Source organism: Curtobacterium oceanosedimentum (assembly GCF_020297365.1).
Taxonomy (GTDB): Bacteria; Actinomycetota; Actinomycetes; order Actinomycetales; family Microbacteriaceae; genus Curtobacterium.
On the sequence record NZ_JAIXIG010000008.1, the window covers coordinates 91,429 to 108,900 of the forward strand.

Sequence of the window (17,472 nt, forward strand, 5' to 3'; positions counted from 1 at the left end):
CCACGATCAGCCCGCGAGCCGAGCGGTCACGGCGCGCAGCGCTGCGGGCAGCGCAGCTGCGTCGGTACCGCCACCCTGCGCCAGGTCCGGCTTGCCGCCGCCACCACCGCCGAGCACGCCGGCGGCTTCCTTGGCGAGCGGACCCGCCTGGACACCGGCGGCACGGGCCGCGTCGTTCGTCGCGACGATGACGATGGGCTTGCCGCCCACGACCGCCCCGAGGACCACCACGGCCGCACCGTCACCGAGCTGCCCGCGCACACCCGTCGCGAGCGACCGCAGGTCGTCGCCGGACTGCAGGCCGTCGACGACCTCGGCCACGACGGTCGTCGCACCGATGGTCGTCGCGGTCCGCGCGATGGTCGGAACACGCTGCTGCAGGTTCGCCGACTCGTACTCGGCGATCTTCTTCTGCGCGGTCCGCAGGTCCTCCATGAGGGTCTGGACGCGGGTCGGCAGGTCGGCGCGCGGGGCCTTCAGGGCGCTGGAGAGCTGCGAGACGATCGTGCGCTCGACGGCGAGGTCGCGGAAGCCCTCGAGGCCCACGAGTGCCTCGACGCGACGGTTGGTCGAACCGACGCTCGACTCCCCCACCAGGTTGACGAGCCCGATCTGCGCGCTCGACGCGACGTGCGTGCCACCGCAGAGCTCGCGCGACCACGGGCCGCCGATGTCGACCATGCGGACCTCGGCGCCGTACTTCTCGCCGAACAGGGCCTGCGCGCCGAGCGCCTTGGCCTCGTCGATCGGCAGGACCCGGGTGGTGACGTCGAGGTCGGTGCGGATCGCCGTGTTCACGACTTCCTCGATCTCGGAGCGGGTCTCGAGCGACACCGGCTGCGACCACGAGAAGTCCAGGCGCATGTAGCCGGACTTGTTGTAGGAACCGGCCTGCAGCGCCTCCGGGCCGAGGATGTCGCGCAGCGCCGCGTTCACCAGGTGGGTCGCGGAGTGTGCCTGGGTCGCGCCGCGGCGGTACTCCGCGTCGACGACCGTGTTCGCGGCGTCTCCGACACCGACCTCGCCGGAACGCACCTGCACGGTGTGGCTCCAGAGACCGGAGACCGGACGCTGGACGTCGAGCACCTCGAGGTCGAAGCCGTTGCCGACGATCGAGCCCTGGTCGGCGTCCTGGCCACCGGACTCGGCGTAGAGCGACGTCTCGCCGAGGATGACCTCGGCGATGTCCCCGGCCACCGCGCGGTCGACGCTGACGCCGCCGACGATGATGCCGAGCACGCGGGTCTCGGCCTCCAGGGCGTCGTAGCCCAGGAAGACGGTCTCGCCGGCGGCCCGGAAGGCGCTGTACACGCTCAGGTCGGCGATCGCGGTCTTCTTGCTCTTGGCGTCCGCCTTGGCACGGGCCCGCTGCTCGGACATCAGGGTCTCGAAGGCGGTGCGGTCGACGTGCACGCCGGCCTCCTCCGCCATCTCCATCGTCAGGTCGATCGGGAACCCGAACGTGTCGTGCAGCAGGAACGCCGTGTCCCCGCCGATCGAGGGCGCGCCGTCCTGCTTCGCGCGCTCGACGGCGACGTCGAGGATCGTCGTCCCCTGCGCCAGCGTGCGGAGGAACGTCTCCTCCTCGGCGTAGGCGATCCGGGCGATGCGGTCGTAGTCGGACGCGACCTCGGGGTACGCGTCGCGCATGGCGTCGCGGGAGGCGGGGAAGAGCTCGGGGAACGTCGCGGTCTCGACGCCGAGCAGGCGCATCGCGCGCACCGTGCGGCGGAGCAGACGGCGGAGGATGTAGCCGCGCCCCTCGTTCGACGGGCTGACCCCGTCGGCGATGAGCATGAGCGAGGACCGGACGTGGTCGGCGATGACGCGCATGCGCACGTCGTCCTCGTGCACCGCGCCGTACCGGCGTCCGGAGATCTCCGACGCGCGGTCGAGGACCGGGCGGACCTGGTCGATCTCGTACATGTTGTCGACGCCCTGCTTGATGAACGCGACGCGCTCGAGACCCATGCCGGTGTCGATGTTCTTGTTCGGCAGCTCGCCGGTGATCTCGAAGTCGTACTTCGAGCGGACGTCGGCGATCTGGTACTGCATGAACACGAGGTTCCAGATCTCGACGTAGCGGTCGTCGTCCGTCGCCGGGCCGCCGTCGATGCCGTACTCGGGACCGCGGTCGAAGAAGATCTCGGAGCAGGGGCCCGCGGGACCGGGCTGACCGGTCGACCAGTAGTTGGTGTCCTTACCGAGGCGCTGGATCCGGTCGTCGGGCAGCGAGGAGTGCTGCTTCCAGAAGCCGATCGCCTCGTCGTCCTCCTCGTACACCGTGACCCACAGGTCGTCGGGCGAGAAGCCGAGCCCGCCGTCGGACTCCGGCTTCGTCAGGAACTCCCAGGCGAACTGGATCGCCTGCTCCTTGAAGTAGTCGCCGAACGAGAAGTTCCCGTTCATCTGGAAGAACGTGCCGTGGCGCGGGGTCTTGCCGACCTCTTCGATGTCGTTGGTGCGGATGCACTTCTGCACGCTCGTCGCACGGGGGTACGGCGCCGGGATGAGCCCGGTCAGGTACGGGATGAACGGCACCATGCCGGCGACCGTGAACAGGAGCGACGGGTCGTCGGAGACGAGGGACGCGGACGGGACGACGGTGTGCCCGCGGTCGCCGAAGTACTGGAGCCAACGGCGGCGGATCTCTGCGGTCTGCATGGTGCTTCCTGGGTTCAGGTCGTGGGCGGAGAGGAGCGACGTGCCGGCGCGGGGCCGGACTGCTCAGACGTCGGTGCGGAGCTCGGCTTCGCGGGACCGGTAGCCGTCGGCGACGGCTCCCGTGAAGGCCTTCGTCCTGGCGTCGACCTCGGCGAGGAGCCGGGCGCCAGGTGCGGTCCGTGCGACCTGCCGGGCGGCGGCGAGGCCGATGACGATGCCGATGGCGACGAAGAACAGCTGCTTCACGGTGCCTCTCCCTCTGTGCACCCGGGCGGTGCATGCCCGGACAAGCTTAGCCGCCGAGCCCACCGGCGCGCCCGCGGCCGCACGACGCCGTCGTGTCGTCGACACGCCGCCGGATGGGGCGGCGCCTCGACGAGCGGGAGGCGTCGGGCGGAGACGCCGGCGTCGTGCGGACCGACGCGATGTCGGACAGGAGGCGCGGCGCACGTCGCGCCCCGGGCCTCCCGTCCGGCTCTGGTCGCCCCCACCACCCACGCAGGACGCCGTCGTGTCGTCGACACGCCGCCGGAAGTGGCGGCGTGTCGACGAGCGCGAGGCGTCGGGCGGAGACGCCGGCGTCCCGCGACGTCGCGGCAGGAGCGGGCCGGGACGCCGAACGGCGGGCCGCCCTCGAGAGGACGACCCGCCGTTCGGGTGTGATCAGTGGATCAGCGAGCTGCGTAGTACTCGACGACGAGCTGCACTTCGCAGGTCACGGGGACCTCGGCGCGCTTCGGGCGACGCACGAGGCGGGCCTGGAGCTTCTCGATCTCGACCTCGAGGTAACCCGGGACCTTCGGCAGGACTTCCTGGTGGCCACCGGCGGCGGCGACCTGGAAGGGCTCGAGCGACTCGGAGCGCTGCTTGACGTGGATCAGCTGGCCCTCCTTGACGCGGAAGGAGGGGCGGTCGACGAGCTTGCCGTCCACCAGGATGTGGCGGTGCACGATCAGCTGGCGGGCCTGCGCGGTGGTGCGGGCGAAGCCGGCACGGACCACGAGGGCGTCGAGGCGCTGCTCGAGGAGCTCGACCAGGTTCTCACCGGTCAGGCCCTTCGTCTTGCGGGCTTCTTCGAAGACGATGCGGAGCTGCTTCTCGCGGATGCCGTACTGGGCGCGCAGACGCTGCTTCTCACGGAGGCGGACGGCGTAGTCGCTGTCCGCGCGACGGCGGGTGCGGCCGTGCTCACCGGGGCCGTAGGGGCGCTTCTCGAGGTAACGGGCCGCCTTCGGCGTCAGCGGGATGCCGAGCGCGCGCGACAGGCGGGTCTTGCTACGGGTACGTGACTTGGTAGACACAGGGTCCTTTTCTCTGTTCGAACTGAATACTCACCGGAGGCCGGGCACGCGAGTGCCGGTGGCCCCGACGACGGGATCCAGAGGGATGAGCCTGTGGGATCGGACGGCTACAGTCCGAACCTCTGCCCCCGTACCACCGGAGTGGCACTCTGTCCTCGACGCAGCCGTGCTCGAGGACCAGGACGTAGGCCCGGTAATGCTAGCAGCAACGGGGCGAGCGCAGAAGCACCGCCGCTAGTGCCCGCGTGTGATCTTCCGGAGTCGTTCGAGCCGCGGGCCGACCTCGCGCTCGAACCCGTTGGCCGTCGGCGTGTAGTACTCGGTGCCCTCGAGGGCATCCGGCAGGTACTGCTGCTCGGCGACCCCGTGCTCGGCGTCGTGCGAGTAGACGTAGCCCTTGCCGTGCCCGAGGCGCTTCGCCCCGGCGTAGTGCGCGTCGCGCAGGTGCATCGGGACGGTGCCCATCCGGCCCGCCTTGACGTCCGCCATCGCCTGGTTGATGCCGTTGTAGGCCGCGTTCGACTTGGGCGCCGTCGCCAGGTAGACCACGGCCTCGGCCAACGGGATCCGCCCTTCCGGCATGCCGATGAGCTGCACCGCCTGTGCCGCGGCCACCGCGATCGGCAACGCCTGCGGGTCGGCCATGCCGATGTCCTCGGACGCCGAGATGATGATGCGCCGCGCGATGAACCGGGAGTCCTCGCCGGCCTCGATCATCCGGGCCAGGTAGTGCAGTGCCGCGTCGACGTCGCTCCCCCGCACCGACTTGATGAAGGCGCTGATGACGTCGTAGTGCTCGTCGCCCTGGCGGTCGTACCGGAGCAACGCGCGGTCGACGGCCGCGGCCACGGTGTCGGCGTCGACCACTGGCACGGTGTCGTCGTCGTCCTGTGCGGCGGTGGCCGAGGCCGCGGCCGCCTCGAGCGCGGTGAGTGCCCGTCGTGCGTCACCGGAGGCCAGCCGGACGATGGCACCGCGGGCCTCGTCGCCGAGGACGACCGCACCGCCGAGACCACGTGCGTCCTCGACCGCGCGGTCGACGAGCATGCCGAGGTCGGCGTCGGTGAGGGGCTTGAGCGTCAGGAGCAGCGAGCGGGACAGCAGCGGCGAGATCACCGAGAAGGACGGGTTCTCGGTGGTGGCCGCGATGAGGATGACCCAGCCGTTCTCGACGCCGGGCAGCAGGGCGTCCTGCTGGGCCTTGCTGAAGCGGTGGATCTCGTCGAGGAACAGCACCGTCGTCGAGCCGTACAGGTCGCGGTGGGTCAGTGCCTTCTCCATGACCTCGCGCACGTCCTTCACGCCCGCGGTGACCGCGGAGAGCTCGACGAACTCGCGGCCGGACTGTCGGGCGATCGCCTGCGCCAGGGTGGTCTTGCCCGTGCCGGGTGGACCCCAGAGGATGACGGAGACCCCGCCCGGGTTCTCGCGCGTGCCGGAGGCCAGCTGCACCAGGGGCGACCCGCGGCCGAGCAGGTGCTGCTGGCCGGCGACCTCGTCGAGGCTGGTGGGGCGCATCCGGACGGCCAGCGGGACCGACCCCTGCGCGAGACCGGCGCGACCGCCGGTGGTCGGCGCGTGCATGCCCGATCGGTCCGCTGCCATGCTCCAATCGTAAGCCGGTCCGCCGACACCACCCGCGCCTCCAGACCGCCCTCGGCCGTCCGCAGTGTCGACTCGGCTACGCTCGTCGCAGACTGCGACGAGAGGGCAGACCAGCACCGTGGCACCGAAGAACCAGGCGCGTGACAACCGTGAGGCGCGCGAGCGTCTCCGCCTCTACCAGGCCCGCCGTGGTCTGCACGAGCGGCAGCGTCGCCGTCGCGTCCGTGACGACGTGATCGCCGTGGGGGCACTCGTCGTGGTCGCCGCCCTCGCCACGGTGTCGCAGCTGGCCTTCGCCGGGTCAAGGGACGCCGACGCCCCGGGCGCGAGCGCCTCGGCGTCGGCACCCGTCACGCCGTCGGCCAGTGCGACCGCCGGCAACACCGGCGACGTGCCGAGCAAGTCGATCGCGAAGGGCTCCACCTGGACCGGCACCCTGACCCTGAACGACTCGATCGACCTGGGCATCGAGCTCGACGGTGCCGCGGCCCCGCAGGCGGCCAGTGTCGAGATCTCGCTCATCCGCGAGCAGTTCTACAACGGCACCTCGTGCCACCGCCTCGCCGACCGCGAGGGCATGGAGTTCCTGCAGTGCGGTTCCGCGAACGGTGACGGCACGGGTGACGCCGGATTCGAGTACGGACCGCTCGAGAACGTGCCGAGCGACGGTGTCTACGACGAGGGCACCATCGCGATCGCCCGATCCGACTCGCCGTACTCGCAGTCCACCCAGTTCTTCATCGTCACCGGCGACACCGAGCTCGGCTCGTCGACGGGCGGCTACACGCGGGTCGGCACGGTGACGAGCGGCCTGTCCGAACTGCGGTCGGAGATCACCGAACAGGGCGTCTCCTCGCCCGGCGACGACGGCACAGGCGAGCCGAAGGTGGCCACCACCGTCACCGGCGCGACCATCGAGCAGGAACGGTCATCCACAAGCCGTGGCCGGTGACGGACCGCCGAGCCGGTCCGTGCAATAGGCTGACGACCTGACCGTGCCGACGGTGACGTCGGCGATGCACGACCACGATCGAGGCGAGACCTGTGGCATCTGACGAAGCAACGACCTGGGGGCGGGTCGACGAGAACGGGACCGTGTACGTCCGGTACGAGGACACCGAACGGACGGTCGGTGAGTACCCGGACGCCACCCCCGACGAAGCGCTCGCCTACTTCGCGCGGAAGTACGCCGACCTCGAGGGGCAGGTGAAGATCGCCGAGCAGCGCGTCCAGCGTGGCGCCTCGGCGAACGACGTCGCACGCACCGTCGAGCACCTGACGGCCCTGGTGGCCGAGGCCCGGGTGGTGGGCGACATCAAGTCGCTCGAGACCCGCGTCGGCGCGCTGTCCGAGCAGCTCGGCTCGCTCACCAAGGAGCAGGCGGAGCAGGCGCAGCAGGCCCTGAACGACGCCCTCGCGCACCGCACGGCCCTGGTGGAGGAAGCCGAGGCCCTCGCCGCGGTCGACCCGGCACGCGCGCAGTGGAAGCAGATCACCGCGCAGCTGGACGACGTGTTCGCCCGCTGGCAGCAGCACCAGCACGACGGGCCGCGGATCCCGAAGAACGAGGCGAACGAGCTCTGGAAGCGGTTCCGTGCCGCGCGCTCCACCGTCGACCAGCACCGCCGAGCGTTCTACTCCGAGCTCGACGCGCAGCACCGTGACGCCCGGACGCGCAAGCAGGAGCTCGTCGCCCAGGCCGAGGCCCTGGCACCCCGTGGCTCGGACGCGATCCCGGACTACCGCCAGCTGCTCGACGACTGGAAGAACGCCGGTCGAGCGGGCAAGCGGCACGACGACGCGCTCTGGGCACGGTTCAAGGCCGCCGGTGACGTGCTGTTCGAGCAGCGCCACGCCGAGAGCGCCGCCGAGAACGAGGAGTTCTCCGCCAACCTCGAGGCCAAGCAGGCGCTCCTGACCGAGGCCGAGCCACTGCTGCAGGCGACCGACCGCGTCGCGGCGCGCAAGACCCTGACCGGCATCCAGCGCCGGTGGGACGAGATCGGCAAGGTCCCGCGCGGGGACGTCCGTCGCGTCGAGGACCGTCTGCGTGCGATCGAGGACCACGTGCGTGGCCTCGAGGACGCGCACTGGAAGGAGTCCAACCCGGAGCGCAAGGCCCGGCAGACCGGACTCGCGAGCCAGCTCGAGGACGCCATCGGCAAGCTCGAGGCCGAGCTCGCTGCCGCGCAGGCCACCGGCGATGGACGGAAGATCAAGGACGCGCAGGAAGCGCTCGACGCGCGCAAGATCTGGCTGGACGCGCTGGGCGGCTGAGCGGCGCCGGCTGACTGCGGGACGCCCCGTGACCGATCCGGTCGCGGGGCGTCCTGCTGTCCGGACCGTCGTGCGGGGGTCGGTTCGCCGCGGGCCGAGACTCGCGCAGCCGGACACGGCTCGAGCCCCGGCAGGTGCAGCTTGTCCGTCACGCTGACGAAGCGCCCGGTACCGGGGGCGCGGCTTGGCGCGGCTCAGCGCGGCGCGGCGAGAGGTCATCGTCCGCCGGCGGCCCGGTCGCCGCTCAGACCGGCGTGGGGAGCCCGAGCATCAGCCGGATGTCGAGGTCGTCCTGCCGCATCTGGGCCGCGAGCTCGTCCATCGACGAGAACTTCACCATCCCGCGCACGTACGCCACGAAGAGCACCGAGATGCGGTCGTCGTACAGGTCGATGTCGACGTCGAGCAGGTGCGCCTCGATCTGCTTCGCCGGCACCCCCTCGAACGTCGGGTTGTTGCCCACGGACACCGCGGCCGGGTACACGGTGCCCTCGTGCAGGACGCGTGCGGCGTAGACGCCGTCCGCGGGGACGAACCCCTCGCACGCCGGGTCGAGGTTGGCGGTCGGGTACCCCATCGCGCGGCCGCGCTGGTTGCCGTGCACCACGGTGCTGCGGACTGCGTGCTCACGCCCGAGCAGCCGGGCGGCCTCGGCCACCCGGCCGTCGCCGAGGAGCTCGCGGATCCAGGTCGACGAGACGCGACGCTCACCCTCCGGACGCACGTCGTCGACCAGGTCGACGTCGTCGATGAGCTCGACGGTGAACCCGTGCTGCTCCCCCAGCCGGCGCAGGAGCGCAACGTCCCCGGCGCCTTTCGCGCCGAAGCGGAAGTCACTGCCGACGAAGACGAGCCGGGCGTGCAGCGTGTCGACGAGGACCTCGGACACGAACGCCTCGGGCGCCTTCGACTGCAGGTCCGGGTCGAACCGGAGCAGCAGCGTGGCGTCGACCCCGGCGTCCTCGAGGAGCTCACGCCGCTGGGCCGTGCTGGTGAGCGCCGGCGGGACGTGCTGCGGGTCGATGACGTTGAGCGGGTGCTGGTCGAAGGTCACGACGGTGGCGACGAGCCCCTGGTCGCGGGCGGCGCGCTCCAGGTGGGCGATGACGGCGCGGTGTCCGACGTGCACGCCGTCGAACTTGCCGATCGTGACGGCGCTGGGTCCGAAGTCGTCCGGCACCTCGGCGGTGTCCTGGTAGAACTGCACGGCCGCTCCTACTCGCTCGTCCGGGCGCCCGACGGCGCGACCGGGCCGGAGCCGGTGACGGCGGCGCGGTGGTGCTTCCGGAGCCACCAGAGCCCGGCGATCGGCAGCACGAGCGGCGCGAACAGGTAGCCCATGCCGTAGTACGACCACACGGTGTCGTCCGGGAACAGCTGGCGGTCGACGAGCGAGAGCGTGCCGACGACGAGCACACCGGCCATCTCGAACCCGATGGTGACGCAGGCGACGCGGTACCAGGTGCGACCGGGCACGATCAGGGCGATCATCGCGACGATGTAGACGACCGCGGCCAGGGCGCTGAGCGTGTAGGCGAACGGGGCGTACGAGAACTTCTCGATGATCTGCACGACGCTGCGGCCGGTCGCCGCCAGCGCGAGGATGCCGTACACGGCGATGAGGACCCGGCCGACGCCGGTCGCGAGTGAGGATCTGGTCGCCATTGCACCGATCCTACCGATCACCGTGGGCCACCATGACCTCGGACGTCAGGCGAGCGCGTCAGGCGAGCGCGTCAGGTCAGCGCGTCAGTCAGCCCGTCAGGTGAGCGCGAACCAGATCTGGTACATCCGGTACACCATGACGGCGACGGTGAACGCTCCGGCGCCGAGGACGACGGTGCTCCACTTGGTGCGGTCGATCAGCGCCCAGACCACCGCTGCCGGCGGGACCAGCAGCACGGACACCGCGTAGACCCCGAACTCCAGTGCGTTGCCCACGGGCGGGCTGCCGGTCAGGGCCTGCACGATGGAGATCACCCCCTGCGCCAGCAGCAGGAGCTCGATGAGCACGAGTGCGCCGACGGTGGTGTCGTTCGGCTTCCAGCCGACGAAGCCGACCACGACCGCGAAGAGCCCGACGACGGCCGCCAGCACGACCTGCACCCACATGAACCACTCGATCATGCGCGCGACCCCGCCTGCGGTCGATCGGCGGCGGGCGCCGGGAAGTTGGTGATGACCCGGAGCAGTCCGCGACGGACCGAGACCAGCCCGACGAGCCGGTCGTCCTCGGCGGCGATCGCGGCCACCGGTCCGTCCGAGTCGGGGTGCTCGGCAGCCACGCGCTTGCCGTCGGTCAGGTCCTTCGCCGACGCGGCGTCGAGCGTCACGGACGTGAACAGTCGGCGGGCGACGTCGGCGGGTCGGGCGAGGGCGCCGCGGACGTCCACCGCGTCGTCCTCGAGGTCGATCGCGTCGTCGACGTCGAACGGTCCCACGCGGGTGCGACGGAGGGCCACGAGGTGCGCGCCGGTGCCGAGCGCGGCGCCGACGTCCCGCGCGAGGGCCCGCACGTAGGTGCCCGACGAGCAGGTGACGACGACGTCGAGGTCCACGACGGCCACCTCGGTGCCGTCGACCACGGCGGTGGCGCCGGTGCGGGCGGTGACGTCGAACTGCGACACCGTGACCCGGCGCGAGCGGAGTTCGACGGTCTCACCCTGGCGCGCGAGGTCGTAGGCGCGTCGCCCGTCCACCTTGATCGCGCTGACGGTCGAGGGCACCTGGTCGATGACCCCGCGCTGCGCGGCCACGGCCCGCTCCACTGCGGCGTCCGAGACGTCGGCAGCAGCGGTCCCCACCGCGGCGGTCGGGGTGCCGTCGGCGTCGTCGGAATCGGTCGAGACCCCGAGGCGGACGGTGGCGGTGTACGTCTTGTCGAGTCCGACGAGGTGCGTCAGGAGTCGTGTCGACGGACCGATGCCCAGCAGCAGGAGTCCGGTGGCCATCGGGTCGAGGGTGCCGGCGTGCCCGACCTTCTTCAGGCCGAGGCGGCGCCGTGCGATGGAGACCACGCGGTGACTGGAGATCCCCTGCGGCTTGTCGACCAGGAGGATGCCGTCCGGAGGGGTTTCGAGCACCAGAGGAGCGTACCAGCGCCCTCCAGGCCAGAGCGGCTCAGCAGGCGTCGTTCCACTCGCGGCGCGGGTGCTCCGGGTCGGTGACGTCGAGCACGGCCGATGCCGCGATCTTGACGTCCGCCCGGCGTTCGAGGCGACCGGCCTCCTGCTCGACCCACAGCGACCACCGCCACAGCGTGCGCACTCCGGGGGCGAGGACGCCCTGCCCGTGCACGACGAGCACCCCGGCGCCGGCGCCGGTCGTCCGGAACGGCGTCACGAGGTCCGACCGCAGCGTGTCCTGGTCGGCCGAGGGCGCCGCCGCGGCCATGGCCGGGACCCCGTGCTGCTCGAAGCCGGTGACGAGTGCGGCCGCCACGCGCTCGAGGTCGGTGCCGTCCTGGCCGTCGACACCGATCACGGTGCGGTTCGTGCCCACCTGGCCGATCACCTCCGCAGCGATCGCGGCCATCGTGTCGGTCTCTTCTGGTGCCCAGCGTGCCATGCGTCCACCGTAGGCTGTCGTGGTGAACGCGAGCAGAGCCTCCCGTCCGGCGGACCGCGTCGCCGACGCGACGGTCCCCGACATCGCGACCCCGCTCGTGGCCTGGTTCCGCCGGCAGGCCCGCGACCTGCCGTGGCGCCGCCCCGGCTTCCCCGCGTGGGGCACGCTGGTCAGCGAGATCATGCTGCAGCAGACGCAGGTCGCCCGGGTGGTCCCCCGACTGGAGGCGTGGCTCACCCGGTGGCCGACCCCTGCGGACCTCGCGGCGTCGCCCCCGGCGGACGCGGTGCGTGCGTGGGACCGGCTCGGCTACCCGAGACGCGCGCTCGCGCTGCACGCGGCGGCCACCGTGATCGCGACGGAGCACGACAACGTCGTGCCGCGCGACGTCGACGCGCTCCTGGCGCTGCCCGGCATCGGCGACTACACGGCGCGGGCCGTCGCGGTCTTCGCGTACGGCGACCGGCACCCGGTCGTCGACGTGAACGTCCGGCGGGTGCTGGCGCGGACGGTGCTCGGACAGGGCGAGCCCGGTCCGGCGAAGGCGAAGCAGGACCTGCCGCTCATGGAGTCCGTCCTGCCGGCGGACCGTGACGACGCCGCCGCGACGAACGCGGCGGTGATGGAGCTCGGCGCGCTCGTGTGCGTCGCCCGCTCCCCCGCGTGCGACGCGTGCCCGATCGCCGACCGCTGCGCCTGGCGCGCGGCGGGCTACCCGGAGCACGACGGCCCGCGGGCCCCGCGACAGTCGAGGTTCGCCGGCAGCGACCGGCAGGTGCGCGGCCTGATCATGGCGGAGCTGCGGGCCAGCGACGTGCCGGTGACACGGGCCGAGATCGCGCCGGTGTGGCCCGACGCCGAGCAGCGCGACCGGGCGCTCGCGTCGCTCGTGCGCGACGGCCTGGCCGTCGGGGACGACACGCTCGGGTACCAGCTGCCCGGACACTGAACACGGCTGCCGGGGCGGTGTGCCCCGGCAGCCGTGTCGTCGGTGCGGACGCGGGACGAGCCCGCGGTGTCGACCCGCTCAGGCGCGAGCGGTCCCCGCGGTGTCGTCGTCGTCCGTGTCGTCGTCCGTGCCGGCGTCGCCCGTGTCCTCGTCGTCCTCGTCGCGCTTGTACGGGTCGGCGTCGCCGGCGTACGTGGCGCCGACCGACGCCGCCCGGACCTGCTCGTCACGCATCTGGGCCTGCACGAGCAGGTCCTCCATGTGCGCCGAGGTCTCGGGCAGGGCGTCCGCGATGAACTCGAGCGACGGGGTCAGCCGGGCGGTGATGTTCTTGCCGACCTCGGACCGGAGCATGCCGGTCGCGGCCTTGAGGGCCGCGGCGGAGTCGGCGCGCTCCTCGTCGGTGCCGTACACGGTGTAGAAGATCGACGCGTGCTGCAGGTCGCCGGTGACACGGACGTCGGTGATCGTGACGAACCCGAGTCGCGGGTCCCGCAGGCCCTTGTCGAGTCGACGTGCGACGACTTCCTTGATGCGGTCCGCCATCTTGCGTGCGCGCTGCGGATCGGCCATGGGGTCCTCTTTCGGTGTGTGGAACGGGGTCGGGCCCGTGGAACGGGGTCGTACCCGTGGAACGGGGTCGGGCCCGTGGAACGGGGTCGGGCCCCGACCCTGCCGTTCGGCAGGGTCGGGGCCCAGGGAGTCACACGATCAGTCGCGCGGCTTCTCGACGAGCTCGGTGGTCTCGATTTCGTCACCGATCTGGATGTCGTTGAACTTGCCCAGACCGATACCGGCCTCGAAGTCCGTGCGGACCTCGGTGACGTCGTCCTTGAAGCGACGGAGCGACTCGATCGCCAGTCCGTCGGCGAGCACGACACCCTCACGGATGACACGCGCCTTGGCGTTGCGCGTGATCGTGCCGGAGCGGACGATGACACCCGCGATGTTGCCGAACTTCGAGGAGCGGAACACCTCGCGGATCTCGGCGACACCCGACTGGACCTCTTCGTACTCGGGCTTGAGCATGCCCTTGAGGGACTGCTCGATGTCCTCGAGTGCGTTGTAGATGACCGAGTAGAAGCGCACGTCGATGCCTTCGCGCGCCGCACGCTCGCGGGCCTTGACGTCCGGACGGACGTTGAAGCCGACCACGATGGCGTTGTCGATCGTGGCGAGGTCGATGTCCGACTCCGTGATCGCACCGACACCGCGGTGGAGGATGCGGAGCTGGACGCTGTCGTCGACCTCGATGTCCAGGAGCGACTGCTCGAGCGCCTCGACGGCACCGGAGACGTCACCCTTGATGATGAGGTTGAGCGAGTCGACCTTGCCCTCTTCGAGTGCACGGGTGAAGTCCTCGAGCGAGATGCGCTTGCGGGCCTTGGCCAGCTGGGCGTTGCGCTCGGCGGCTTCACGCTTCTCGGCGATCTGGCGCGCGGTGCGGTCCTCTTCGGTGACGAGGAACGTGTCACCGGCGCGGGGCACCGAGGACAGACCCTGCACCTGGACCGGACGGCTCGGCGTCGCGGCCTTGACCGAGACACCGTTCTCGTCCGTCATCGCACGGACGCGGCCGTACGCCGTGCCCGCCACGATGGCGTCACCGACGTGCAGCGTGCCGGACTGGATGAGGACGGTCGCCACCGCACCGCGGCCCTTGTCGAGCCGTGCTTCGATCGCGACGCCTCGGGCGTCCTTGTCGGGGTTCGCACGGAGGTCGAGCCCGGCGTCCGCGGTGAGCAGCACGGCGTCCAGGAGGTCCTGGATGCCGACGTTCTGCCGTGCGGACACGTCGACGAACATGACGTCGCCGCCGTACTCCTCGGCCACCAGGTTGTACTCGGTGAGCTGCTGACGCACCTTCGCCGGGTTCGCACCCTCCTTGTCGATCTTGTTCACCGCGACCACGATCGGCACACCGGCCGACTGCGCGTGGTTCAGTGCCTCGATCGTCTGGGGCATGATGCCGTCGTCCGCCGCGACCACGAGGATCGCGATGTCCGTGACCTGGGCACCACGGGCACGCATGGCCGTGAAGGCCTCGTGACCCGGGGTGTCGATGAAGGTGATCGGGCGCTCGATGCCCTCGTGCTCGGTGACGATCTGGTACGCACCGATGTGCTGGGTGATGCCACCGGCCTCGCCCTCGACGACCTTCGAGTTCCGGATCGCGTCGAGCAGTCGGGTCTTACCGTGGTCGACGTGACCCATGACGGTGACGACCGGGGGACGCTGCTGCAGGACGGAGTCGTCCTCGTCGGCGTACTCGGCGTCGATGTCGATGTCGAAGCCCTCGAGGAGCTCGCGGTCTTCGTCCTCCGGCGAGACGATCTGGATCTTGTAGCCCAGCTCGTCACCGAGGACCTCGAACGTGGCCTCGTCCAGCGACTCGGTCGCGGTCGCCATCTCACCGAGGTGGAACAGCACCGTCACCAGGTTGCCGGGCATGGCGTCGATCTTGTCCGCGAAGTCCGAGATACTCGCACCACGACGGAGTCGGACGACCGTGTTGCCGTCGCCGCGAGGGACCTGCACACCGCCGAGCGACGGCGCCTGCCGCATCTCGTACTCGGCGCGCTTCGTCCGCTTCGACTTGCGGGCACGGCTCTTGCCGCCACCGCGACCGAACGCACCGGCGGTCCCACCACCGGGGCCACGACCACGGCCGCCGCCACCGGCGGGACGCGGGCCGCTGAACGCCGGACGCGGGAAGCCGCCACCGGCACCGCCGCCGGCACCCGGACGGGCACCGGGGCCACCACGGCCGCCACCCTGGCCCGGGCGCTGCCCGAAGCCGTTGGGACGGTTGCCCTGACCGGGACCACCCGGACGCGGAGCACCCGGACGGGGCGTGCCCGGACGCGGGGGCTGCGGACGCGGGATGCCGCCACCACCGGCTGCGCCGGCGGCAGGGCGCTGGCCCATGCCCTGGTTGGACGAGTAGGGGTTGTTGCCGGGACGCGGCGGACGCGAGCCCATGCCCTGGTTCGACGAGTACGGGTTGTTGCCCGGACGCGCGCCGGGCTTGGGGCCGCCCGGCTTCGGGCCGGCCGCGGGGGGCTTCGGGCTGCTGCCCGGCTTCACCGCGTCGGACTTCGGTGCCGCGTCGGTGGACGCGGCGGTCTGCTGCTCGGCGGCCTGCTTCTCGGCGCGGGCCTTCTGCGCAGCCTCGGCCTCGGCCTGTCGCTGGGCGACCGACTTCGGCGCGGCCGGGGTCGGCACGTCGGCAGCGGGTGCTGCAGGAGCCTCGGGCTCCGGGGTCGGAGCCGGACGGGCCGGACCCGGGCGGGGGCCGCCGGGCTTGGGGGCACTCGACTTCGGCGCGCTGGCCTTGGCCGGTGCGCTCGGCGCGGACGCCGAGGCGGCGGGCTTCGCGGCGGGGGCGCCGTCTGCCTGCAGGGCGGCACGGAGCTTCCGAGCCACGGGGGGCTCGATGCTCGAGCTGGCACCCCGGACGAACTCGCCGAGCTCCTTGAGCTTCTCGAGTGCGGTCTTGCTGTCGACGCCGAGCTCGCTTGCGATCTCGTGTACGCGTGGTTTAGCCACTGTTCTCCTTCACGGGTCCCACCCCGTGAAGGGGCAGGACTCAATGGATGACGGGTCTCATTTCGAGCCGCTCATCAGTTGTCCATAAGCCGTTCAGCCTGTTCTGTCATGTCCTGGCGCTCGGTCGTGGCCTCTGGGAGACCGGCGATGTGGTCGAGCACCGCGGACGTGTCGGGATCGCGATCCAGCCGGAGTGCACGGCGGAAGGCCCTGCGCTTGACGGCCAGATCGTAGGCATCGACCGTCGGTGTGAGCCATGCTCCCCGGCCCGGCATGACTGCCTTCGGATCCGCCACGACGCGTCCGTCGCCCAGGGCGACGACTCGGAGGAGGGAGGATCGGGGTGCGCGACGACGACTGCCGATGCACGTTCTGACGGGGACCACTGTACTCCTTGCCTCGGACGTCCGCGATCCGGCGCGCCCTCGCGGGGCACGCCGGAGGCGAAATCGCCTAGTCCTCGCCGTCCATGACGGAGTCGGGCTGGATGTCGATCCGCGCGCCGGTGAGCTTCGCGGCGAGGCGGGCGTTCTGCCCCTCCTTGCCGATCGCGAGCGACAGCTGGTAGTCCGGCACGAGTGCGCGGACGGCCTTCGTCGACGCGTCGAGCACGAAGGCGCTCGTCACCTTGGCGGGCGACAGCGCGCTCGCGACGAACGACGCGAGGTCGGACGACCAGTCGACGATGTCGATCTTCTCGGCACCGAGCTCGTTCGTGACGGACCGGACACGTGCGCCGAGCTCGCCGATGCAGGCACCCTTCGCGTTCACACCGGGCTCGTTCGCCTTGACGGCGATCTTCGTGCGGTGCCCGGCCTCGCGGGCGAGCGAGGTGATCTCGACGACGCCGGACGCGATCTCGGGCACCTCGAGCGCGAACAGCTTGCGGACCAGGCCCGGGTGCGTGCGGGACACCGTGATCTGCGGGCCCTTGTTGCCGCGGGCGACGCTCGTCACGTAGACGCGGATGCGGGAGCCGTGCGTGTACGACTCCCCCGGCACCTGCTCCTCGGGGGGCAGGATCGCCTCGATCGTGCCGAGGTCGACGTGCACCATCTTCGGGTTCGGGCCCTGCTGGACCACACCCGCGACGATGTCGCCCTCCTTGCCGCGGAACTCGCCGAGGATCTTGTCGTCGCCGATGTCGCGCAGGCGCTGGTTGATGACCTGCTTCGCCGCGAAGGCCGCGATGCGCCCGAAGTCGCTCGGCTGGTCGACGGCTTCACCGATGACGGTGCCCTCGTCGTCGAGCTCGGGGACGTAGACGCTGACCTCGCCGGACTTGCGGTCGAGCTCGACGCGCGACTGCGGGTGGGCCGGCTCGCCGTTCTCGTCGGCGTGCTTCTGGTACGCGGTCAGGATGGCAGATTCGATGATCTGGACCAGTTCGTCGAACGGGATCTCCCGCTCGCGCTCCATGAGTCGCAGGACTGCGAGATCGATCTTCACCGAGGTGCCTCCGTATTCAGCTGAGTCGCTCCTGCGGATGGAACCGTCGCAGAAGTCGGCCACAAGCGTACCCCAGAACCACGAGACGGACGGGAGGCCCGTGGCCAGCTG

At 71.3% G+C, this 17,472-nt stretch carries 16 protein-coding genes; 3 read left to right on the plus strand and 13 right to left on the minus strand.

Going from position 1 to position 17,472, the window contains the following annotated elements:
• Positions 1-6: 6 nt before the first annotated feature.
• The 4 genes from alaS to LEL83_RS05435 all read right to left on the minus strand — a co-directional run bounded on the left by alaS (position 7) and on the right by LEL83_RS05435 (position 5,549).
• Complete coding sequence (alaS, locus tag LEL83_RS05420) at positions 7-2,664, minus strand: alanine--tRNA ligase (RefSeq protein WP_225558035.1); 2,658 nt, start codon at positions 2,662-2,664, stop codon at positions 7-9.
• A 63-nt stretch (positions 2,665-2,727) separates the two neighbouring features.
• Positions 2,728-2,910: a hypothetical protein gene (locus LEL83_RS05425; RefSeq protein ID WP_198655985.1), complete on the minus strand. Its 183-nt coding sequence runs from the start codon at positions 2,908-2,910 to the stop codon at positions 2,728-2,730.
• A 425-nt stretch (positions 2,911-3,335) separates the two neighbouring features.
• Complete coding sequence (gene rpsD / locus LEL83_RS05430; protein ID WP_198655986.1) at positions 3,336-3,965, minus strand: 30S ribosomal protein S4; 630 nt, start codon at positions 3,963-3,965, stop codon at positions 3,336-3,338.
• 234 nt (positions 3,966-4,199) lie between these two features.
• Positions 4,200-5,549, minus strand: coding sequence for a replication-associated recombination protein A (locus LEL83_RS05435; protein ID WP_225558057.1), 1,350 nt, complete (start codon positions 5,547-5,549; stop codon positions 4,200-4,202).
• Between the two features lie 139 nt (positions 5,550-5,688).
• Between LEL83_RS05435 and LEL83_RS16160 the strand changes: the two genes are divergently transcribed.
• Both LEL83_RS16160 and LEL83_RS05445 read left to right on the plus strand, forming a co-directional pair.
• On the plus strand, positions 5,689-6,522 hold the full coding sequence (locus tag LEL83_RS16160) for a peptidylprolyl isomerase (RefSeq protein ID WP_225558036.1): 834 nt from the start codon (positions 5,689-5,691) through the stop codon (positions 6,520-6,522).
• A gap of 92 nt (positions 6,523-6,614) precedes the next feature.
• Positions 6,615-7,847 carry a DUF349 domain-containing protein gene (locus tag LEL83_RS05445; protein ID WP_225558037.1) on the plus strand — a complete coding sequence of 411 codons (1,233 nt, stop codon included), beginning with the start codon at positions 6,615-6,617 and terminating at the stop codon, positions 7,845-7,847.
• Between the two features lie 244 nt (positions 7,848-8,091).
• On the opposite strand, the gene LEL83_RS05450 is transcribed toward LEL83_RS05445, so the two are convergent.
• From LEL83_RS05450 to LEL83_RS05470, 5 genes are all read right to left on the minus strand, one after another.
• Positions 8,092-9,054 (minus strand): bifunctional riboflavin kinase/FAD synthetase, encoded by a 963-nt coding sequence (locus LEL83_RS05450; RefSeq protein WP_225558038.1) that lies wholly within the window; start codon positions 9,052-9,054, stop codon positions 8,092-8,094.
• Positions 9,055-9,062: 8 nt separating this feature from the next.
• The gene (locus LEL83_RS05455) at positions 9,063-9,512 is read right to left on the minus strand and encodes a hypothetical protein (protein WP_225558039.1); all 450 of its coding nucleotides are present in this window, start codon (positions 9,510-9,512) and stop codon (positions 9,063-9,065) included.
• Positions 9,513-9,608: 96 nt separating this feature from the next.
• A complete protein-coding gene (locus LEL83_RS05460; RefSeq protein ID WP_198655991.1) occupies positions 9,609-9,974 on the minus strand; it encodes a hypothetical protein in 366 nt (121 codons plus the stop codon).
• A complete protein-coding gene (truB, locus tag LEL83_RS05465; RefSeq protein ID WP_225558040.1) occupies positions 9,971-10,930 on the minus strand; it encodes a tRNA pseudouridine(55) synthase TruB in 960 nt (319 codons plus the stop codon). The genes LEL83_RS05460 and truB overlap by 4 nt, the downstream gene beginning before the upstream one ends.
• Before the next feature lie 37 nt (positions 10,931-10,967).
• On the minus strand, positions 10,968-11,414 hold the full coding sequence (locus LEL83_RS05470; protein WP_225558041.1) for a hypothetical protein: 447 nt from the start codon (positions 11,412-11,414) through the stop codon (positions 10,968-10,970).
• 22 nt (positions 11,415-11,436) lie between these two features.
• Here LEL83_RS05470 and LEL83_RS05475 point away from each other — a divergent pair, with 22 nt between their 5' ends.
• On the plus strand, positions 11,437-12,363 hold the full coding sequence (locus LEL83_RS05475; RefSeq protein ID WP_372454439.1) for an iron-sulfur binding domain-containing protein: 927 nt from the start codon (positions 11,437-11,439) through the stop codon (positions 12,361-12,363).
• A 78-nt stretch (positions 12,364-12,441) separates the two neighbouring features.
• Here LEL83_RS05475 and rbfA read toward each other — a convergent pair whose 3' ends face one another.
• The 4 genes from rbfA to nusA form a co-directional block, all read right to left on the minus strand.
• The gene (rbfA, locus tag LEL83_RS05480) at positions 12,442-12,936 is read right to left on the minus strand and encodes a 30S ribosome-binding factor RbfA (RefSeq protein WP_225558042.1); all 495 of its coding nucleotides are present in this window, start codon (positions 12,934-12,936) and stop codon (positions 12,442-12,444) included.
• Positions 12,937-13,074: 138 nt separating this feature from the next.
• Positions 13,075-15,912: a translation initiation factor IF-2 gene (gene infB / locus LEL83_RS05485; protein WP_198655995.1), complete on the minus strand. Its 2,838-nt coding sequence runs from the start codon at positions 15,910-15,912 to the stop codon at positions 13,075-13,077.
• Positions 15,913-15,986: 74 nt separating this feature from the next.
• Positions 15,987-16,298: a YlxR family protein gene (locus tag LEL83_RS05490; protein ID WP_198655996.1), complete on the minus strand. Its 312-nt coding sequence runs from the start codon at positions 16,296-16,298 to the stop codon at positions 15,987-15,989.
• Between the two features lie 67 nt (positions 16,299-16,365).
• Positions 16,366-17,361: a transcription termination factor NusA gene (gene nusA, locus LEL83_RS05495; protein ID WP_198655997.1), complete on the minus strand. Its 996-nt coding sequence runs from the start codon at positions 17,359-17,361 to the stop codon at positions 16,366-16,368.
• Between the last annotated feature and the right edge of the window lie 111 nt (positions 17,362-17,472).

Excerpts from the sequence above, each read along its gene's own strand:
- LEL83_RS05460 (WP_198655991.1), bottom strand. The coding sequence starts at position 9,974 with ATGATCGAGTGGTTCATGTGGGTGCAGGTCGTGCTGGCGGCCGTCGTC.
- alaS (WP_225558035.1), bottom strand. The coding sequence starts at position 2,664 with ATGCAGACCGCAGAGATCCGCCGCCGTTGGCTCCAGTACTTCGGCGAC.
- rbfA (WP_225558042.1), bottom strand. The coding sequence starts at position 12,936 with ATGGCCGATCCGCAGCGCGCACGCAAGATGGCGGACCGCATCAAGGAA.
- LEL83_RS05455 (WP_225558039.1), bottom strand. The coding sequence starts at position 9,512 with ATGGCGACCAGATCCTCACTCGCGACCGGCGTCGGCCGGGTCCTCATC.
- LEL83_RS05470 (WP_225558041.1), bottom strand. The coding sequence starts at position 11,414 with ATGGCACGCTGGGCACCAGAAGAGACCGACACGATGGCCGCGATCGCT.
- LEL83_RS05435 (WP_225558057.1), bottom strand. The coding sequence starts at position 5,549 with ATGCACGCGCCGACCACCGGCGGTCGCGCCGGTCTCGCGCAGGGGTCG.